Annotated in this window: 14 protein-coding genes and 2 pseudogenes; 12 read left to right on the top strand and 4 right to left on the bottom strand. The window is 58.1% G+C overall.

The window, feature by feature from the left end; all coding sequences use genetic code 11:
* The 3 genes and pseudogenes from QW863_RS35680 to tnpC all read left to right on the top strand — a co-directional run.
* Positions 1-750 (top strand): transposase (locus QW863_RS35680; RefSeq protein WP_315770046.1); only part of this gene is annotated, 750 nt, incomplete at its 5' end.
* Complete coding sequence (tnpB, locus tag QW863_RS35675) at positions 747-1,100, top strand: IS66 family insertion sequence element accessory protein TnpB (protein WP_315770044.1); 354 nt, start codon at positions 747-749, stop codon at positions 1,098-1,100. The genes QW863_RS35680 and tnpB, both read left to right, overlap by 4 nt.
* A gap of 69 nt (positions 1,101-1,169) precedes the next feature.
* Positions 1,170-2,694, top strand: a pseudogene (tnpC, locus tag QW863_RS35670) (IS66 family transposase).
* 353 nt (positions 2,695-3,047) lie between these two features.
* Here the strand turns inward: tnpC and QW863_RS35665 are convergent.
* Both QW863_RS35665 and QW863_RS35660 read right to left on the bottom strand, forming a co-directional pair.
* The gene (locus QW863_RS35665; RefSeq protein WP_315718609.1) at positions 3,048-3,443 is read right to left on the bottom strand and encodes a DUF6173 family protein; all 396 of its coding nucleotides are present in this window, start codon (positions 3,441-3,443) and stop codon (positions 3,048-3,050) included.
* A gap of 994 nt (positions 3,444-4,437) precedes the next feature.
* Positions 4,438-4,698 carry a hypothetical protein gene (locus tag QW863_RS35660; RefSeq protein WP_315718608.1) on the bottom strand — a complete coding sequence of 87 codons (261 nt, stop codon included), beginning with the start codon at positions 4,696-4,698 and terminating at the stop codon, positions 4,438-4,440.
* 274 nt (positions 4,699-4,972) lie between these two features.
* Here QW863_RS35660 and QW863_RS35655 point away from each other — a divergent pair, with 274 nt between their 5' ends.
* The 4 genes from QW863_RS35655 to QW863_RS35640 all read left to right on the top strand — a co-directional run bounded on the left by QW863_RS35655 (position 4,973) and on the right by QW863_RS35640 (position 7,752).
* Complete coding sequence (locus tag QW863_RS35655) at positions 4,973-5,257, top strand: DNA -binding domain-containing protein (protein ID WP_315718607.1); 285 nt, start codon at positions 4,973-4,975, stop codon at positions 5,255-5,257.
* A 405-nt stretch (positions 5,258-5,662) separates the two neighbouring features.
* On the top strand, positions 5,663-6,337 hold the full coding sequence (locus tag QW863_RS35650) for a hypothetical protein (protein WP_315718606.1): 675 nt from the start codon (positions 5,663-5,665) through the stop codon (positions 6,335-6,337).
* 17 nt (positions 6,338-6,354) lie between these two features.
* Complete coding sequence (locus tag QW863_RS35645; RefSeq protein WP_315718605.1) at positions 6,355-7,095, top strand: hypothetical protein; 741 nt, start codon at positions 6,355-6,357, stop codon at positions 7,093-7,095.
* A gap of 81 nt (positions 7,096-7,176) precedes the next feature.
* Entirely contained in the window at positions 7,177-7,752 is a 576-nt protein-coding gene (locus QW863_RS35640; protein WP_315718604.1) for a hypothetical protein, read from the top strand.
* Here QW863_RS35640 and QW863_RS35635 read toward each other — a convergent pair.
* Positions 7,742-8,746, bottom strand: a complete 1,005-nt coding sequence (locus QW863_RS35635; protein WP_315718603.1) for a hypothetical protein — start codon at positions 8,744-8,746, stop codon at positions 7,742-7,744. The genes QW863_RS35640 and QW863_RS35635 overlap by 11 nt on opposite strands.
* Positions 8,747-9,053: 307 nt before the next feature.
* Between QW863_RS35635 and QW863_RS35630 the strand changes: the two genes are divergently transcribed.
* Both QW863_RS35630 and QW863_RS35625 read left to right on the top strand, forming a co-directional pair.
* A complete protein-coding gene (locus tag QW863_RS35630; RefSeq protein WP_315718602.1) occupies positions 9,054-9,233 on the top strand; it encodes a hypothetical protein in 180 nt (59 codons plus the stop codon).
* Between the two features lie 220 nt (positions 9,234-9,453).
* Positions 9,454-10,371, top strand: coding sequence for a hypothetical protein (locus QW863_RS35625; RefSeq protein ID WP_315718601.1), 918 nt, complete (start codon positions 9,454-9,456; stop codon positions 10,369-10,371).
* Positions 10,372-10,481: 110 nt separating this feature from the next.
* On the opposite strand, the gene QW863_RS35620 is transcribed toward QW863_RS35625, so the two are convergent.
* Positions 10,482-10,751: a hypothetical protein gene (locus QW863_RS35620; RefSeq protein ID WP_315729399.1), complete on the bottom strand. Its 270-nt coding sequence runs from the start codon at positions 10,749-10,751 to the stop codon at positions 10,482-10,484.
* Here QW863_RS35620 and QW863_RS35615 point away from each other — a divergent pair.
* The 3 genes and pseudogenes from QW863_RS35615 to QW863_RS35605 form a co-directional block, all read left to right on the top strand.
* Positions 10,729-12,174, top strand: a pseudogene (locus QW863_RS35615) (OB-fold nucleic acid binding domain-containing protein); the annotation flags it as partial. The gene QW863_RS35620 and the pseudogene QW863_RS35615 overlap by 23 nt on opposite strands.
* 363 nt (positions 12,175-12,537) lie before the next feature.
* Positions 12,538-17,022, top strand: coding sequence for a PIN domain-containing protein (locus QW863_RS35610; RefSeq protein WP_315718600.1), 4,485 nt, complete (start codon positions 12,538-12,540; stop codon positions 17,020-17,022).
* Positions 17,009-18,937, top strand: coding sequence for a hypothetical protein (locus tag QW863_RS35605; protein WP_315718599.1), 1,929 nt, complete (start codon positions 17,009-17,011; stop codon positions 18,935-18,937). The genes QW863_RS35610 and QW863_RS35605 overlap by 14 nt, the downstream gene beginning before the upstream one ends.
* Positions 18,938-19,638 lie beyond the last annotated feature (701 nt).

Genomic DNA, 19,638 nt, shown 5'->3' with positions numbered 1-19,638 from the left:
CTGGCCGGCAACGAGACTGCGCTTAAGCTTGAGAAATATCAGACGGAATTGCGCCGCGAGCGCGCCCGGGAAGAGCGGGAAAAGGCGCTCCGAAAGCAGAATCAGCGCAGGTTCACGATCACCTCGGATGTACGCAATCGAGCGTCTCAGGCGTTCTGGGCGATGCATGTCGAGGCGCTGAACTGGAGCGGGATGGAGCTCCGCGCCTGCGCCTCCGCAATGCAGCTGTCGCCGCATTCGCTGCGCAAATGGCGCGACCGACTGGCCGCCGGCGAGGTCACGATCGACTGGCGCGCCCATCTTCATCCCTCCGCCCGTCCCGCCGTTAGCACTAGTGCTAGGAACTCACAGCCCGAACGCCGCTTGACAGCCGCCGAGATCGGCGATCCGGCGACGCCGCCGGCACCGGTTCGCCGCTTCTTCAGCGACGAGGAAAAGCTCGCGATCGCCAAGGAAACCGAGCTGCCGGGCGCCAAGGTCTCTGCCGTTGCCCGCAAGCATGGGATCGTCACCGGGCTGCTGTTCCGCTGGCGCGCGCAGTTCGGCATCGCGCAAAAGAAGCGCTCCAAGCTCGCCCGTGTCGTGCTGCCCGACGACATGGCCGCCGCGCGCGCCTTGCGCGATCTCGTGCGTCCACCAGAAGGCATGATGGCTGTAGACCTCGCTGACGGACGGCGTGTCTTCGCTCCCGCGGGCAGCGATCCGGATGCCGCGCGGGCGCAGATTGAAAGCGGAGATGAAGCCCAATGATGTTCGTTCCTGCAGGCGTGAAGGTGCACTTGGCGCTCGGCTACACCGACATGCGCAAGGGCATGGACGGGCTTGCAATGCTGGTCCAGGACACGCTCAAGAAGGATCCGTTCTCCGGCCATCTGTTTGCCTTCCGCGGCAAGAAGGCATCGATCCTGAAGGTCCTGTTCTGGGACGGAAACGGGCTTTGTCTGTTCACGAAACGCATCGACCAGGGCGGCTTCGTGTGGCCAGTGATGGCGGGCTATGATGGATCGATCACACTGACACCGGCGCAGCTCGCGATGCTGATTGAAGGCATCGACTGGCGTGCGCCAGAAAGCGTATGGAAGCCTGCGATTGCAGGATGATCGACAAAAACTGGTGATGAACTGAGCTACGATTCTTCTACGAATCAGCATGTTCGAGTACCATCGGACATGCAGCTCGATCTCACCAATCTCCCATCCGATCCTGAGCTTCTGCAGCGCCTGGTGCGTGACATCGCGGCAGCCATCGATCACCGCGACACCGAGATCGATCGTCTCAAGTCCATCATCAAACAGCTGCAGCGAATGCAGTTCGGCCGCAGCTCCGAGCGCATCGATCCCGACCAGCTTGCACTTGGTCTGGAGGATCTCGACAGCGACATCGGCCGCGTCAAGGAAGCGCAACCGAAGGTCACACCGGAACCCAAATCTCCGCCGCGTCGTCGTGCGCTGCCCGATCATCTGCCACGAAGACGTTTTGCTTGACGTACAAGACCGGGTCTGCGGCTGCTGTGGCGGTGCTCTCCATTTGATCGGCGAGAGCGTCAGCGAGATGCTGGATTGGGTCCCGGCGCAGCTTCGCGTCCTGCGTACGACCCGTCCGAAATACGCCTGCCGCGCCTGCAACAAGGTGGTGCAAGCCGGCGCGCCAGAGCGATTGATCGCTGGCGGTCTTGCGACGCCGGCGCTGCTCTCGCACGTGCTGATCAGCAAATACTGCGATCATCTTCCGCTCTATCGGCAGTCTCAGATCTTCGACCGTCACGGCGTCGATCTCTGCCGCTCGACGCTCGCGGGCTGGGTTGGCGGCGCATGCTGGTGGCTCGAGGCCTTGCACGAACGGCTGTGCAAGAACGTGTTCGCCTCCAACCATCTCTTTGCCGATGACACGCCGATCCCGGTACTCGATCCTGGCCGCGGACGAACCAAGCCGGGACGGCTTTGGGTGTACGCGCGCGAGCAACGGCCGTGGGGCGGACCCGAACCTCCGGCCGCCATCTACCTGTTCGCACCCGACCGCAAGGCCGAGCGAGCAGTCGCACATCTTGCCGCCTTCAAGGGCAACCTGCATGTCGACGGATACGCTGGCTTCGAGCAATTGGCCGACAAAGAGGGCATCACGCTCGCGGCGTGTTGGAGCCACTCGCGACGCAAGTTCTACGATGTGGCCGAAGCCACCGCGTCTCCCGTGGCAACAGAAGCCCTGCGCCGGATCGGCGAGCTCTATGCGATCGAGGCGCGCATCCGCGGCCAATCGCCTGACTACCGTCTTGCCGAACGCAGGACCTTCTCCAAACCGATCGTCGACGCGCTGAACGTCTGGCTCGATGCGCAGCTCCGCCTGGTCTCCGGCCGCAGCACGCTCGCTGAAGCGATCCGCTATGCACTCTCGCGCTGGCACGGCCTGACTCGCTTCCTGAACGATGGCCGCGTCGAGCTCGACACCAATCCGGTCGAGCGCGCCATCCGCCCCGTCACCCTCGGCCGCAAGAACCACCTGTTCGCCGGCAGCGATGGTGGCGGACATCGCTGGGCGGTGATCAGCTCGCTGATCACGACCTGCAAGCTGAACGAAGTCGAGCCCTACGCATACCTGCAGGACGTCCTGCAGCGAATGATCGACGGACATCCCGTCAATCGCCTCGATGAATTGCTGCCGTGGAGCTGGAAGCTGACTGATCATGTCAAGACCTGAGGCATGTGCAGCGGCCGGACGCTGACTCGGCCGGGTGTTCTGCCTCTCTGCCACGATAGTCTTCGCCGCTTTCGCCATCGGTGCTCTCCATCTTCATCGTCAAAAACACGTCTGCAGCGCAGCCTGATCTGCAGCTCGTTGACAGCGAGGAGTCCCAGTGCGCCGTGCAGCTTTCCGCGCTCAGCGCACCGCAACCACCGCCTTGCGGTGTCCAGACCGCTTGGCAACCGCCGGTCCCCAGGTCTTCACCTTGCTGCCGGGCTGTTGCTACGATTCATGCCAGCGCGCCCAGCAGCCTGCGGTCCTTGCGCTTTGCATGCGCGGCCGCGTCACTCCCAGCTGGACAGCAATAGTTATTCCTCCTTCGACCGTTCTAGGGTCTCCAACAGAACGAAGCCTATCCGTCTTGGTTCTTCTTTGACTTTCGGTACAGCACATAGCAGGACACTCATTTGAGTGTAGTGCTGCATCAGCTCGATCGGACGACCGTTCAGGTCGGTCCCAATGAACATCAGCATGTCGGGACCCCAGTAGGAAATGTCCTCAATATGGAATACCCCCTCCTTCGGAGCAGCCACAAATCGACCGCCTATTTCTTCTTCGGCGCTTAGTGTCTTTTCGAAATCGGCAATCCGCCTAACCAGGCGCTCATACATCCATTCTGCAGGATTCAGTTCTATTCTGCTTTTCGACAGTAGATTTGCAGCATGAATTCGTGTGATTGGAGTCTTCGGAAAACCGTTATTCATCTATTCACCTGTCGAGGTTGTCACGCATCCTGCGCTATCATTTTCAGATATATGAATCATACGATCTTGAAGTCGCTCTTCGACGATAAGGCTGCTCAATTGGCATGGCCTGAATGTAATCTCGACAGACTTAATCGCGAGGTTTCAGAGCGCACTTACGCCGGTCAGTCTATCGCGGGATATAAAGGAGCAAACGAGATAATCAGCGAATCAGTCAAGGGGGTTGGCCCAGCTGTGCACACCTAAGACGGACCGAAAGGGTTCAAGGTCCGGCGGTAAAGGATCGCCGGTTTGTTGAAGCCTGCGGACAAGCTTATTCAGGTTGCTTCCAAGCCGCGACAGCTGCGACGCCAGAATCTGCAGACCTCTTTCGCTCTGGGTCGCAGCTTGCGAAGCCGCTCCCATCCTGACGCAGCATCATGCTACGCCCGAAATGCACCGGACGTAAGCCGAGCGCCGCAGCCCTAACTACGATGCTTTCATATTCTTTCGCTGTCAGGCTGACATTAAGCTGCCGGTCACGCGGTTCAGATTTTCGTGGTCGGCCATGTCGTCTTTCCTTGGCAGAGCGCATGCGTCCTGGGGTTTGGGGACCATATTTCCGGTCCCCAACGAGAAATCGTTTGCCCTAGGCAAACGGACATCTCGCCTACCCGACATTCTATGCGTCGAGCTTCACGTGCCATGGAAAGCCTTGGTAGTTCTCAAACTTTACGTCGTGATCCGATTTGATGAGCAACAAGAAAGAGCCTGCCTTGCGACAGCCTCTTTCTGATGCCCGATTGCTAGTCGATCCTGAAGGCCCTGAGGCGTCCGGTGTGTCGGCAACTTTCGCAGGACGCGAAGTGATCCGGACCGTAGTGATACTCGGCTTGATCCGGTGGATCGGCTTGGGTGCCGTCCGCCGTGACCCGTAGCCAGGTGGTGGCGAGGATTTCGATCTGTTCCGAGCCATTGCAGACCGGGCATCTCAGGCCGAGAGCATTAGGGGCGCTCATTGAGCGCCCCCGTTGCTGGCGTCTGGTGACGCGGTCTTGTCGTCTTTCGGCTCGCGCAGAACGATGCGGTCACCGAGCGGGAGCGCGTCGAGCTGGATGGTGAAACCGGTTCCCTTGTGCGGGAATGCCGCGCCGATTTTGGTCCAGATAGCGGGCTTGCCTTCACGTTCCTTGACGCTGTAGTCGATGAAGGCGGGTTGACTGCTGCTCATGATCTTCTCCTTGGTTTGGGGTTTTGCGCGGCGAAAAGCCGCCATGAACCCCTGCCTCGCGGCGAGCAGCGGGTGTGCAAGGCGCAAGGGACAGGGAAGTTGCGCAGCACCTTTTTTAGGGGGACCGCGCGCAGCGCGCGGGGGAGCCAAAATCCGCAGGACCCGCCCTTGCGCCGCGCCGAGGGCAGCGCCCTAAGGACTGCCGCGGCAGCGGCGAGAAAGGGCTTACTTTACCGCATCGTCACCGCTTGCCGGACCGCCACACCCTGATCAAACTCTCAGGCCAGCTTCGCCATTCCTCGGCTGGTCAGGAGATCCCATGGAGAACGTGCCGCTCGATCCGGATTGCGCCGATCTCGCGCCGGCAGATGACGCATTGACGCCCTACGATCACGAGCATGCGATCACCTATCTGCGGCTGCTGGATGCCGACGCTGACGGTGCCGACTGGCGGGAAGTGGCGGAGATCGTCCTGCATATCGATCCCGCCCGGGAGCCACATCGAGCCCGGCAGACCTATGAAGGTTACATGACCCGCGCTCGCTGGCTCAGCGAGAGCGGATACAAGCTTCTCCTGCGTCACGGCTGGCCCAGCGAGAACTGACGCGATCAAACCGCGTGCGCCGAAAGGCGCATCGCCCGGAGACATGGCGTATCAGCCGCAGCGCAGCGGAGGCAACTCGCCGGTGCCGAGACCGGTTAACAGGGCACCCGCAAGAGCGTGAGCATAGCGACGGCCCAGCGCTAGCGAGGGCGGCACGCGGGACCGAGTGCCCCCGGCGAGGCACACCACAGACTCTTGCGCGAAGGATCGTTACCCGCAGGGCCGAGACTGCAGGGCTCGGTGACGTTTGCACCGCGGCGTCATAGAGCCTGACCGCCACCGGCGGACGCGCCACCTCCTAACCTTCAATTCAACCTGCAACCTCAGAGCCTTATCTTGGCGATTTGAAACTGTGGGCGGCTTGTGCTGTGTTGCTCAGCCGATTCGCTATTAGGCTTTTATGCCATGAAACCGTCTCTTAGGTCCGGCTGCGCTTATTGCGGTGCGCCTTCTTCGACCGTCGATCATGTTGTATCGCGAGCACTTTATCCGCCGTCTAAGAGTAGCTCGCGCCTGCCACGTATAACTGTTCCCGCTTGCCAGGCGTGTAATGGCGGCTGGGCCGACGATGAACCGCATTTCCGCAATGTTCTCATGGTCGCGGGCGCTCCTAACGCCGCTGTCCATGAATTGTGGGACGGAAAAGTGAGGCGCAGCTTTCATAATGTCGATGGTCATCGCCGCGTACGCGAATTGGCGGCTGAAATTGAGCCGATTGAGGTGGCTGGAGAACACAGGCACATCATCTATCCTGCACGGGACCATCGGGTTCTGCGGATAGTGCGCAAAGTGGTCCGGGGTCTGTGTCACCATCATGGTCTTCTTTCACCAGTGACAGACGGCCAGATTTTTGCTGACACACAGCGTTTTGCGATACCCGGCCACTTTGTTGCGTCCATGACTACGGCGCATGCCGAGGCCGATATCCTCGAATACAAGTTTGGACTTGTCGAAGAGGAAGATCTCCATTCCGGGTGGCTACTTACGTTTTATGAACGCACGCGATTTCTTTGTCTTGTGTTTCATAGTGAAGCGGCCCGGCGGCGCGCTGCCGTAGCTTCTCTCGCCAAGTCGGCATAAGCTTTAGGCCTGCTCCCATGGTGTTACGCACGCCCACTCAGATGATCATCAGGGACAATCTGCTCCCTCCAGAAAAAGAACTCGTCGAGCAGATCAATTCATCCCTGGACAGGTTGTCCGGCCTTAGAGCCGTTGAAATCAATATTGCAGGGCCGTTCGCACAATCGAAACTTGCTTGGAAGCTCGCGACTTATCAGCATGCTCTGTTACACAGACTCGTAGCGCTAATGGACGGTGTCGCGATCAGTTGGAACGCAGAAAGTACCTTGGCGTGCATCTTGGCGTCGCGCGCTGTGATGGAGAGTTTCGCGATCTTTGCGGAACTGGAAGTGCAAATTCGCGCTAGGCTGGCGGACGAAGATCTCGGTCAGCTTGACGCGTTCGCTCAGAACGGAATCTTCGCCAGCCGCGATCCGGCAATGCTCGCGGACACGCCGGAGATTCAGGCCCGCAATATTCTTGGCTACATCGACAAGTTCGATCGTCGCGCCAAGGGCTTCCGCGGCCATTACGATTTCCTTTCGGAACGTTGTCACCCAAATGCACTCGGCCACAATTTCATGTTCGCGAAACTCGATCGCGACACCGGTACTGTGACCTATTCGGCGGAAGGCCATCCCGAACGCAATCGCCAGATGATCCTGGCAGCTCTGGCGGTCTTTCCGCTTGTCGAGACTATTATGACCCGACTCGACCAGCTGATTCTGGACGTCGCCGAACTCCAGCACCGGATTGCCCCGGTAGGCTCCGGGAATTAGTATCGGGGTCTCAACAGCGACCAGCTCCGCTGAGACTCGCCGCTTCAGATGCAATCGGGCGTACTTTTTCGGGAGCATCCCATGGGACAAGCCAAGGCCAGAACGGCATCGTTAACGCAATGGCGGGCGTTGCTGGATCCGTCAGAACAGATTGTCTTTGACGTGGCCTTTCGGACCTATGAGCGATTTGTGAAGCCTCGGGCCGCAACGGGTATGTGCTACCGTATGGCATTCTTTTTGACGGCGTATCTAGCCGAACGTCATGGCCTCCGAGTTGACCCCGTCGTTGGCTTCGTCAACGATGGAACTGACGATCTTATGATCTCGCACGCGTGGATCGAGCTCGGGGGCAAAAAGACCGACATTTCGCTTACTATAACCGGCCAAGCGAACATACCCGGACCGTTGCTGATTCTCGACCGGGAGGTCACCAGAGGGCTCGCGACATACACCTACCACCGTGAGCGCGGGGCGGTGGCCGAGATGATAGAGCAGGAATTCCTGGCCAATCCCCGTGGCAGGGAAGTCGTTATCCATAAGCGCAGCGAGCATGCGCAGATGATGGCGATCGCAGCCGACACGAGTTCCATCGTGCCCTATTTGAACGCGGCGCCAGACGGTTTGGGTTATCGACAGATCGCAGCAGTTATCGGCTAGCCTGATCCATTCGAGTCGCGGGTCTAAGCGCGCGGGCCCTTTCATTCGGGTCAGTCAATGTCTGGGCCAGCCGGTGCATAAAGCGGTGGCAGTTGGGACATACAAGGCAGAAATCTGCCCTTGTCGTATAGCGAATGCCCTCTTCCAAAGGGTTCAGATGATGAACATCAAGGAGGGACCGCGGTCTCACTGTAGTGCCGCGGATTATTGTCGCGGGATCGAATCCGCAATTGTCGCAATGGAGCTGCCCGGCTTTCGCGCGCTGACTGATGAACTTGTCCGCCAGCCACGCAGCCCTAATACGTACCTTCGCCTTCTGCTCGTCAGTCATACCTTCAAGGGCAGAACTCAGATCCACGTTTATCAGCTTGATCGTACTGGCGTTGATTTGGCTTTGTTGTGCCATAGTCACTTCATCTTCAATCCCAATCCACGCATTTGCCGTGTGGCGTGGCTCGATTTCGAGCTCCGCGATCTGCACCCGTTCATCATCATTCAACGGCCTTAGCGTCCCTGACGGGTGCGCGAACAAACGTGTCATGGCCTTCTCGGAGAGAACTTCGTTGGCGACGCGATGCGGTTTGAGCGCATAGCTTTCGATGATTGGGAAGGCGACGGACCAGCGATAGCGCTTGCCGCCGTCAGCCCACATGTTCTGCAGCAGATCGTACTCTTCATCGCCAAGGATTTCGCGCAGGGACCTCGCGGACGGGCGCAGCCGATGGACCGCTATAAATTTGCCGGCGACCCCTTTATGCGCTGCTTTGTCGGAGAGGTAACGCGGATCGTTCTCAAATCCGGGATTCGGGTCGTCAAACTTGAGCGTAACATACTCGATGATGTAGCCGCCGTTCACCTGCGCATTGATCGTGGCGCGGCGCTGCTCGCGCGCACGTATCGATCCGTCCGTTGGCGTAAAGCCGATCCAGTGAGTACCGGGAAGCCAGTCTGCCTTCGCGGCAGTAACGGGAGCAGGTAAATCTTTGATGCGCATAGGGCTTTGTAACGAGCTTCAGAAAGTCGCCAGTTTCGCTGCTTCGTGGTGAACTGTCAAAATCGGTCGCCAGAAGAGGCAGCGCCGATGTCATTCAGCTCCCTTTCCCCATCGCCGACCATCGCGGCCTTGCTCCGGCTTGATCGCGCCGGTTCGCCTGAAGGTAGGCCGTCGGCTCAAGGATGCAAGCGCCCCTAAAGGGACGCTCCTCCACTGCGTTGCGGTCGCCAACGATGCATCCGCCTCCTCCGGCGCAAGCGCCTCCGTTCAAGGCCGCGATTGGCGCGACCGCACGATGGAGACGATCATGCGACTTTGGACAATCGACGAATTGATGCTGCTGATCCGCGAAGAGCTTTGCCGGCTGGCGGAAGAACTTGAGCAGGGGCTGGCCGGGCTCGAACCTGGGACAGCCCTAAGGCTGACCGCCCTCACCTCTCTGGACAACATCCGCAGAGTAATAACGTGGCGAAAGCTCAGTTACTGATGCCTGGCTCACACTTGGCGCCTTGTTCGAGCTTCCGCTGCGCTGCACTCGATCAGCGCAACTTTATTGGAGGCCAGTCTGGCTGGGAAGATACGTCGAACTGTCAATCGGGCAAGAGAACTATCCCCGATGATATTTTCGTGCGGGGCACGGTATCCCGACTCATTCTGAGATGGTTGTCTTTTCCGGTTCCTTCAACTCAAAATCTCGAGCACATTTCATGAAGCGAATCGTATTTGCTCTGCTGATTAGCCCCGCCTTTCTCGGCGGATGTTCGGATCTCAGCAAGATCCTCCCCAAAGCATCTGCAGCATTCACCGATGACCTGCAAGCAGAACGGACCCTTACAGCAAGGCTCTATACAGACTTCAGAATCGAGGACCGGACGCTTCGCTATCTTTCGGCGGAAGGATATCGCGGCGAGGTGGGGGTCAGCTGCGGGGACCCGAAAGACCCACGCCAGAAATACATCGCCGCAGTGACCAAGAAGGCTATCAAAGATGAAAACGCCAAATATTCCAAGGCGGTGGATAAGGCTATCGAGACGATCAACCAATATAACGACGCGCTTCAAAAGATTCAGAAGCAGTCGGACGACGCAAAGGCCGCGCTCAAGTTTCTGAGTTCTCTTATCGTGCAGAGCGCAAATCTCCCTGGCTTTCCTAATTTTGGATCAGTTGCGAGTGCGGGTTTGCCGATTGCGAATACCGCCACCGATCTCTTTACGGTTCAGGCGCTCATCGATCTTGCGAACCAGATGGACGCACCTTTACGAGCCGCAGTGTCTGTCATCCGAAACAATCTCACTGAACTCACAGGCGACGAATTGATCGCCTTTCAACTTTGGGACGAGTGTGCACGCGAGACGCTCACCTATCTGAGGGAATCTCCGATGAGCGGACGGAGCCATATCGGAATCTCTTCCGGAGTTGAGCTACAGGCAGCATATCAGGCCTACCTGACGAGGCGAGCCTCTTATCAAAGTCCAGATTTGAAGGCGCGTCTTCAGGCGATCCTTGATGAGAACCAGACACTCATGAAGGGAGCCACGACTTCACCAGATGGGTTGATCACGGCGATTGAGAATGGGACGACCTTCGCCGACAAGCTCAAAAGCGCGAGTAAGACAGGAAGCTGACCCTAGTACGTTCCACATGGTCTGCACTGTTTCGCTCGATGGGACAGGACAAAAAAACGCCCCCGCCAAGCTGGCAGGGGCGTTCGTTCGTGTTCCTCGGCTGCTGGGTGCTAGGTCTGAAAACCCTCCATCCGCCGGGAGCCGCTGCGCCCGCGAACGGGACGCTTGCGTGGCCGCTTAGCGGGAGCCGCTGGCTCGGCCTCTGTCTTGCCGTTGAGCAGCTCGCCGATGACGGTCTCTGGCGTGGTGATCAGCAGCTTGCTCTGTTCCTCGCGGCGTAAGTCGCGCCATTTGAGGCGGGTCCTGTAGGGCTTCGCCGGCTTGAAGCTTTCGGTGGGCTCGAAGGTCTCGACCTTGAATCTGGTGATCGAAGTCGCCATTGTCCGGCCCGGCCCAATCCAGGGTGACATGGTGCATCCCTAACTGCGCCGCCGCGAGGGCAAGGAGCCGATTGAGTTTCCGAAACCCGAGCTCGAAAAGGTGCTCGGCAAAACCCTCGGCGTGCCGCTGTTTCAAGAGCAGGCGATGCAGGTGGCGATGGTCGCCGCCGGTTTCTCGGCGACGGAAGCGGGCCAGCTCCGCCGGGCGATGGCGACCTTCAAGTTCACCGGGGGCGTGAACAAGTTCCGCGGTAAGCTGATCGCCGGCATGATCGACAATGGCTACGATCAGGCCTTTGCCGAGCGCACCTTCAAGCAGCTGGAAGGTTTCGGCTCGTATGGCTTCCCGGAAAGCCATACCGCGAGCTTTGCCCTCATCGCCTACGCCTCTTCCTGGATGAAATGCCACCACCCGGACGTCTTCTGCTGTGCCATTCTCAACGCGCAGCCGATGAGATTCTATGATCCCTCGCAGCTCGTGCGCGATGCCCGCAACCATGGCGTCGCAGTCCGGCCCATTGATGTGAACGCCTCGGACTGGGACTGCACGCTGGAGCCACTGGATGACAGCCGCCGGGCGATCCGGCTTGGGCTGCGCATGGCACGCGGCCTTACGGAAGCCGACGGCAAGCGTTTGGTCGCGAACAGGGGGACCAAGCCCTACGCCAGCATTCTGGAGCTCGCGCGCCGCGCCGACCTCAATCCGGGTGCCTTGGTGCGGCTTGGGCGCGCTGACGCCTTCCGCTCGCTGCACATCGGACGCCGCGAGGCGGCATGGGCAATCAAGTCGGTGCGGGCCGACACTCTCCCCCTCTTTGCCGAAGCGGACCGGCGTGAGCAGGGCATCGCACCCGAGGTTCGGGAACAGCCAGTCGAGGAGCCGCCGATGACGCAGGGGCGCGGGGTCGTCGAGGATTATCGCGCTGCGGGCCTCACCCTTCGAGCCCATCCGCTCGCTTTCCTGCGGGAGCAGCTAGCGGGCCGCGGCATCGCACCATGCCAGCACCTGCGCCAGGCTAAGGATGGCGCACGGATTACTGTCCCCGGCCTAGTGCTGGTCCGGCAGAAGCCGGGCTCGGCAAAGGGTGTCATGTTCATCACCCTGGAAGACGAGACCGACATCGCGAACCTGATCGTCTGGCCTCGCTATTCGACAAGCAGCGCCGAGTGATCCTCGGCGCCCAGATGATGACCTGCCGCGGCAAGGTTCAACGCGGCAGCGGGGGTTATCCATGTCATCGCCGAACATCTGATCGACGAGACCGAGCTGCTCAAGAGCGTCGGCGGCCAGAACGAAGCCTTCGCGCTGCCAGCCGGACGTGGTGACGAAGCCCGTCACCCCGGCGGTCCCGGCCCGCGCGACGCCATCCCGGTCAAGAAAGTCCGGGATATCACATCCCGGATCTGCACATCGATACTCTGAGCGCGAAAGCGAGGAATTTTCAGCAGATTCGGCCCAGGCTGCCGCGAGACGAGCCCGGCAGCAAACCTATATTACGTCTGCGAGCCGACCTTCGCGCATATCTTGGCCCAGATCGAAAAATCGATCGATAGACTATAGATTTTCGCGCTCCCCGCCAGGTTGAAGACGAAGCCTACACCACCAGGGTTATGATGGGCTATTATCGTGTAAGAATCGGCCGGTCTCATTCGATTTCAACACCGATCGTGCCGCCATAGACGGAGGGGCAAACTGGCGGACATTCTTCTCAAATCAACGACCGAGAGAATCAACAGGCACGTGGTGTTCATCCACGGCCTCAAGCGCGCTGGTCACGCTCCCTGGATGTCGTCGGGAACGCCTCAGGAGTTTTGGCCACTTTGGCTTTCGGACGATGTCGCCGAACTCGGCATTTGGAGCATTGAGTACGACTCCGCGCCCACTCTTTGGCGCGGGCACTCCATGGCGCGAGGCGATCGCGCGAACAACATCCTTCCCTTGCTGCTCTCTGAGGAACGTCTGCGGAATGGAGAGATTGCCTTCGTCACGCATAGCTTCGGTGGCTTGGTCTTCGAACAAATATTGCGCATTGCAAATGAGCGTGCGCGGAATGAACCGGCTGTTGCGCATCTTCTGAACCGTATCCGGCGGGTCACATTTTTAGGGACGCCGCACCGCGGGGCGGACCTCGCCAGTTGGGGCGCCCGGCTAGGATTGATCATGCGCCCTTCGAATGCTGCGCAGGGCCTCCCTCGCAATGATCCCGATCTTCGGGACTTGAACCAGTTCTATCGGACCTACGCACATCAAACTTCAATTGACACCCAATGTCTTGTCGAAACGCGGCCTGTCCGCATTCTAGGGATGATCGTCAAGCCCGATAGCGGGGATGTCGGCCTGCCTTCGCCACCGATTCCGGTTGATGCCGACCACTTTCAGATCGCCTCCCCACACTCCCCAGCATCCGAGGTCTATCGCCATATTCGGGATCAGCTGACAAAACCGCTTGAGCTAAAAAGGCTGCTCGCCGATCCAACTTTCATACAGGACATTGCGGCTTCAACGCAAAGGACCTCCGCCGCGGTTGCCCGTATTGAAGAACGACTGCTTTCAACGCCAGAGCCGGCTTTGCCCGCGCCGGAATTGCCAAGTTCGCTAGTGGATGCCGAAACGACCCGCCGCATGCAGCGCGTGCGTCGCATGCGTTTTTTCGTCGATTCAACGCACATAGAAGAAGCCCTTCAGCTTTCTGATGAACTTCTCCGCGGCCAGCTCAGGGCGACTTCCGCTGCAATGAAAGCGGATGCCCTTGCCTGGTGTGCACGACTCCTCATGTCGAAGCCGGAGGAAAGGAAAGAAGCGTTTCGACTTCTCGATGAAGCCAAGCGAATCCGCCGTACTGACGATGTCTCGATCGCAGAAGCCATCGCTGATTCATACAACGACGACGTCGCGACAGCCCTACAGAAGTTGTCGAATCTGAATTCCGCCGAAGCACGGGCGGCATCATTTATTATTGTGACAAACGCGAAGGACGGCCGACATCCCCTAACCTGGATGGCGAGAGCCGGCCTTTCGCCGGAGCAGATGTCACCTGACGGAAAGTTCTTCGTCCTCAAGCAATTGCTCGACAACGCGCGATGGGACGATGCCCTCAACCTCGTTCGGACATTTACATCCGACGATTATGAGCAGACGCCCGTGCTCGCCTACCTGTCGGCCGGCACCCACCTAGTCCAAGCTACGCCGCAGGAACTACGGCAGGTCATTTTCTGGCAACTGCCGTTTGACTCAGCGTCGATTCCACTGTCTGACGACGCCTCGTCATTAGATGAACGCCGAAAAGCGATCGATCTCTATGAGCAGACCGCAACGATTGCTTCAACCCTTGGATGCACCCGGGTAAGCAACGATGCAAGTGACCGCGCGTTATGGCTGCGCCTGCGTGATCCCGCGACGATGCCCGGAGCGCGCACCGATCTGCAAGCGAGCATGCGAGACCCCGCTCACTCCTTGAGGCGACTACCGCTTGCCTTGCAGTTCGGATTGCGTCTCGACCTTCAAGCAGTGGAGCGAGAGATCGATCGTCAAGAAACTCTCACTGACGGCAACTCACTGGATGTAGCGCTCGCACGCTTCAGCATGGCGCTAACGAAGCAGTCGCCGCGCGATACGGCGGACTACATTCAGACGTACAAACCCCAATTAGAGAAATATCTCAATCCGTTCTATGTCGCGGCCGTCGAAATCGAGGCGCTGGCCAAGTCAGGGCAGATCGAGTTGGCCGAGCAGCGTTTTCAGCAACTCCAGCATCAGGCCGATCTCGAGGGCGAGCGCGGCCGTCTCGAACGGATCATCGCGGAAGCAAAGGGGGCAAATCCAGTCGAGGCGCGTGAAGAGGAGTTCAAGAAAAGCGGCTCGCTGCCCGATCTTGCCAATTTGGTTCAACAGCTTGTGGAGCTGCGCGATTGGCCGCGCTTGGTGACATATGGACAAGAATTCTTCGATCGTACGCACGGCTTACCGGCCCTGCGAGCCCTAGCAGAGGCTTTGTTCGAGACGAAGGCTTTCGAAGACCTTCTAACGACTCTTTCGCAGCATCCCGACCTTGTCGCCCAATCACCATTTCTGGCGGCCTTACGAGCATGGGCTCTGTTCCGGGCCGGTGATCTCGACGCTTCAAGGGAAGCGTTGGCGCAGCTCCGCGCCGTCCGTGACGACGCCAATGATCGGATTCTCCAGGTCAATCTGGCCATAGCATCCGGGGACTGGACGACGCTGGCCGCCTTCGTGGAGCAAGAATGGGACAATCGCGCCGATCGCACCGCCGGAGAATTGCTAAGAGCCGGCCAGCTCGCTCGCCAACTCGGATCGGCACGCTCTCGCGAATTGATTGTTGAAGCCGCCAACCGCGCCGACGCCCCTGAGATCTATCTCGGATGCTATGGCGCTGCCGTGAGCGCGGGTTGGGAAGACGCACAGACAGCGACGTGGCTCGAGAGGGCTGCAATTCTGTCGGGCGACAACGGCCCAGTGAAGAGGATGTCGTTCAAGGATGTCGTCGACCTCCACCCCGAATGGCAAGAACGAGAATCCCGTACAACGCAACAACTCCTCGCGGGCGATCTTCCAATATTCGCGGCAGGTCATCTCCTTAATCGCACGCTATTCGATCTATTTATGATGCCGGCTCTCGCAAATCCCGAGACTGTAGATCCACGCAGGCGGACCGCCGTTTACGCGTACAGTGCCGCCCGAGGGCTATTCACATCGAGCGCCAAATCGGCAGCATTCGATCCGACGGCGCTCATGACACTTGCGAATCTGAAACTGACAGAGCAGGTCTTTGCCCGCTTTGAGAAGATCGTCGTGCCGCATTCCACGCTCGGTTGGCTGTTTGAGGAGCGTCAGCGCATTCAGTTTCACCAGCCCAGCAGGATGGACGATGCGCGCGAAATTAGGAACCTCTTGAGCTCGAATCATCTCACGAGGTTAGAGCGAACCACTACTATAGATGATGCGCTCGCTTCCGAAGTTGGTCCTGACCTCGCGGCGCTGCTGGCCGAGGCTACACTTTCGCATCAGAACGGCCCGCAGAGGCTCGTTGTTCGATCCGCGCCGGTCCATCGGATTGGTTCATTGATGGAGGAGCATGCTGATCTTAGAAAATATACAAATCATTTGTGCGGCTGTGCGGAGGTTATCACCGCGCTAGTGCAGCGCGGTCAACTTACACAAGCAGAAGAACAGCGTGCCCGATCTTACTTGAAGCTTCACGAGACTCCGTGGCCAACTACGGTTTCGATTCGTCCAGGAGCTCGCTTATACCTCGACGGCCTATCGGTAACCTATTTCCAACACCTCGGCATACTGCGGAAATTGCGCGACGCCGGTTTCACTGCGGTCATACTACCGGCTGACATTGATCAGAGCGACAATTTTGTGAGATACGAAGATTTGTCTCGCAGAGCTCTCTCGATTATCGATGACCTGCGGCAGTCTTTGGCAGCTGGAATCGCAAATGGAAAGGTCGTTCTCGCACCGTCGGTGACGGAACAAGGAAGTCAGCGTGACCGGCTCCAAAGTCATCCAAGCTTCGAGATATTGAACGCCGCGCGAATTGCTGACGTGTTAATTATTGACGATCGCCATTTCAATCAGCACCGCAATATATCGGGAGACTTCGGTGCGAAGCAGATATGGACAACGTATGACGTCTTATCATTCCTGTTCGAGTCGCACGAGTTCCGCGAATACATCACAACGTTGCGGCGCGCCGGTTACTGTTTTTTACCAATACGGGTTGATGAGCTCGTCGACCTGCTCAGGACGGCAAATGTCATTGATGGCGTGATCGTAGAAACGGCCGAGCTTAAGGCAATACGGGAGAACCTTCTGCTCGCTCGGCTTACCGGAAGCCTGCAATGGCCGAAAGAGAGGGCATGGCTCGATAATCTCGCCTTTGTTTTCATCGAAGCCATCAGGTCCCAGTGGCAAGACAACATCGATACCGAGATCGCCTCTGCCAAGTCGAGCTGGCTGTCGGCGCAATTCGACATCCGTGATTGGGCATCCCAATATGGGAAGGCTGAAAAGCCGAGATCCGCCAACGTCCGGTTTCGCGGGCTTGTTCTATCTTTAAGCTTGCTAAACAAGAACGTGCAGCTGAAAACTAAACAGCGCTATTGGGAATGGCACGCGAAAACGTTCTTGGAGCCATTGAAGGAACAGCAGCCAATTGTTTACGCTGAGCTCGTTGAGCAGGTCCGTTCCGCAATCATCGCCGGGTCAAAGGGCGGCAACAATGGGGTTGGCGATGACAACAGCTGATACAAGAGACGCTGCGATTGCCGGCCTCGCGCTCTTTCCGCCATCGCTACGGATATCCGCCCTAGAGAGCAAGAGCTTCCGTGACGAAGTTGGAGTGAGTGTAGATGCGATTGTCCAATTTGATGAGATTGGTGTCGCTTTCCGGAGATCAACTCTCTTCAAGAGTATTCGCGCACTCCTGTCGGGGAGCATTGCGAACGCCGAGATAATGGACCGGAACAATCAGAGCTGGACTATTGCGCTCGACAAGAAGTGGCATGGAATTCGGATCACGGCTGGCGAGAGAACACATTTAATCCCTGATTTCAGCTGCTTGCATCACGATGCTGATCTTCGCCTGGCCTGGTTTGATGCCGAAGCGAAAAGACACGGCATTGACGATGACGATTCGAAGGCGTGGCGGCGAGTACTTGCGGATAGGGAGATCGACGACGAAGAGGTCGATGGGCTGCTCAAGCAGTTTCGTCTCACGCCAAGATACGTTGCTGCGGCGATCAAAAATGCGTTGCGCCGCAAAAATATTAGCATAGACGCACTCGTCCCGGACGAGGTGACGTACTTCGACCGCCTTGTTGGAAAGCCTGCACCGGACCACGACCTCAAGCAATTCTTTGAATATGCGGTAAAGGAAGCTGCTGACCTCGATCTTCCAGCCGCTTTTCTGCTGTCTAGCCACCTTTTCGGTACCCAAAACATCGCGCTGGAAAAGGTTGATCCTGCCAAGGTTCTTGAGTTCTTTGACTGGGCCGAGCACGCGGGCGATCGGTTCACGCAAGTTGGTGCGGTCGAATGTGGATTGAAGCATCTCCATAAGATGCCTCAATTGGCACCACATCTTCGCGGCATGATGCGGACCATCGGATCAGACGATCCTGCCAGCGAGACTGGTCGACTGGAGCTCCTCTGTGTCCTTATCATACTCGTCGATGGCGAGCTTGCGCGCGCGGGAATCTGCCGGGAACGGCAACCCTTTTGGCGTCGGCTTGCTGCTATCGCACATGCATCTGTTATTGAACGCGCGATAATCGAGGTCAATCTGCTGCCCGACGATTTCCTCGCATGGTGCCGGAAAAGCAGGGGGTTGTATTTTTATCTGCAGACCTTCGTCGATATGCGGCGCGAGCCGCGTTGGAACCCCGACCTTTTATCGGCCCAACAATTAAAGGCCGAGTTTGTCGGAAGAATTGTCGCTGCCGTGCCAGAAAACGGCGCGACTATATTGGGCGAAGGCTCTCAAGATTTGTTCGATAAAGCTTCCGACAGCAGCCTTGTCGCGCAAGTCTCATTTCCCTTTTCGTACTTGCCTGGCCCGTTGGAGGGAGGTCAGAAACCGGTCGCTACGATGCCTCAAGACATCGAGGACAATCTCAATGAGATGCTCAAAAGCGAAACGCTCACGGCGAAATCTTTTGTAACGCTCGTAAATAGCGCCTTGCTATTTCCACTCGATGGGGAATTTGCACGGCTTGCTGCGGAAGGTCTTGCGCGCGCGAAATATGAACTCCCGAATATTCAGTCCTCAGACGAGGCATTTCATTTGCTCGTCGGCCTGGCGATTGTCGCTGCGGTAACGCGAAGCACGAAATTAGCCGCCGAGGTTAGAATATTACTGCGCTCGGTGAGGCGAAAGCCAGATATTGAAATCAATCAACAAAATGCTTTCCGTATTTGCCTGCTTGCGGTCGCCGCCTTCACCGATCTTTTCGATTGGGCAAAGTATATTGGCGAGTGTGCAACCGAGCTGTCGTTTGAAGATATGTCCCGTGAGTGCGTGGTCACCCTCTGGAATTTCGTGGAGGTGCTGAGGCAGCTTGAGCCCACCTTATGGCAAACAACGTCGCGCGCTGACGCCGCCCTGCAGGCCGCGTTTTCGTGCTGCCCGCCGGATACACCGGAGGTGGCAGACTGCAGCTAGAAGCGTCACAAATGTCGCGCGCAGAAAAGATCCCATCCTGCGTTCATGCTGCAGGGAGCCGCCGCAAGAGCTTGGTAGTGTTTGAAATCAAACGGGAATTTTGCGAACTGGCTTGCACCGGAAATATCAGAACGGAATTGTAATTCTTGCGATGAAATAGGAGGTTTTCAGGTGGTTGGGGCAGGAGCGATCGAACCTGCCTTCGTCGGTCAACAGATCAATACCGAAGCGCTCCCGCGCCTAATATCCCCAAATACCTCGCGAATCTCTGGACTTGGAGCGAGGCACGCGGTTCGATACGTATCCAAGAAGGCCCACCAGAAAGATCTATGGGTTATGGGCTGTGATTTTGCATCGCCCCTCACCGCACCAGATACGTCCACTTTTCGTTCGTCTGCAGCTGGGAACTTCCGTACGGTCGCGTTCACTAGCGCCGGAAATGTTCACCCTCAAGGACGGCGGCTCCTATTCAACTACGGCAACGTCTCGGACAGCGGACAAGCTGCGACCAAACTGACCAGACAACCCGAGACCGAAAGGTTGATATGGCGCGTGGATGTTGATGTGATTCCGTGTGACCTTGCCCCCAGGTTTTATCCAGATCTGAGTTCGTTCGGGCGGTTTGATGTGCCCATCTGGGCGGTCGTAGCGGCGGGAGCTGGCGCGGAGCTCTCGGCATAGCGCAGCGCCAGATCCCGACG

The organism is Bradyrhizobium sp. SZCCHNR1017, assembly GCF_032381375.1.
In the GTDB taxonomy this organism is placed as follows: Bacteria; Pseudomonadota; Alphaproteobacteria; order Rhizobiales; family Xanthobacteraceae; genus Bradyrhizobium.
This window is presented reverse-complemented; position numbering and strand designations above follow the sequence as displayed.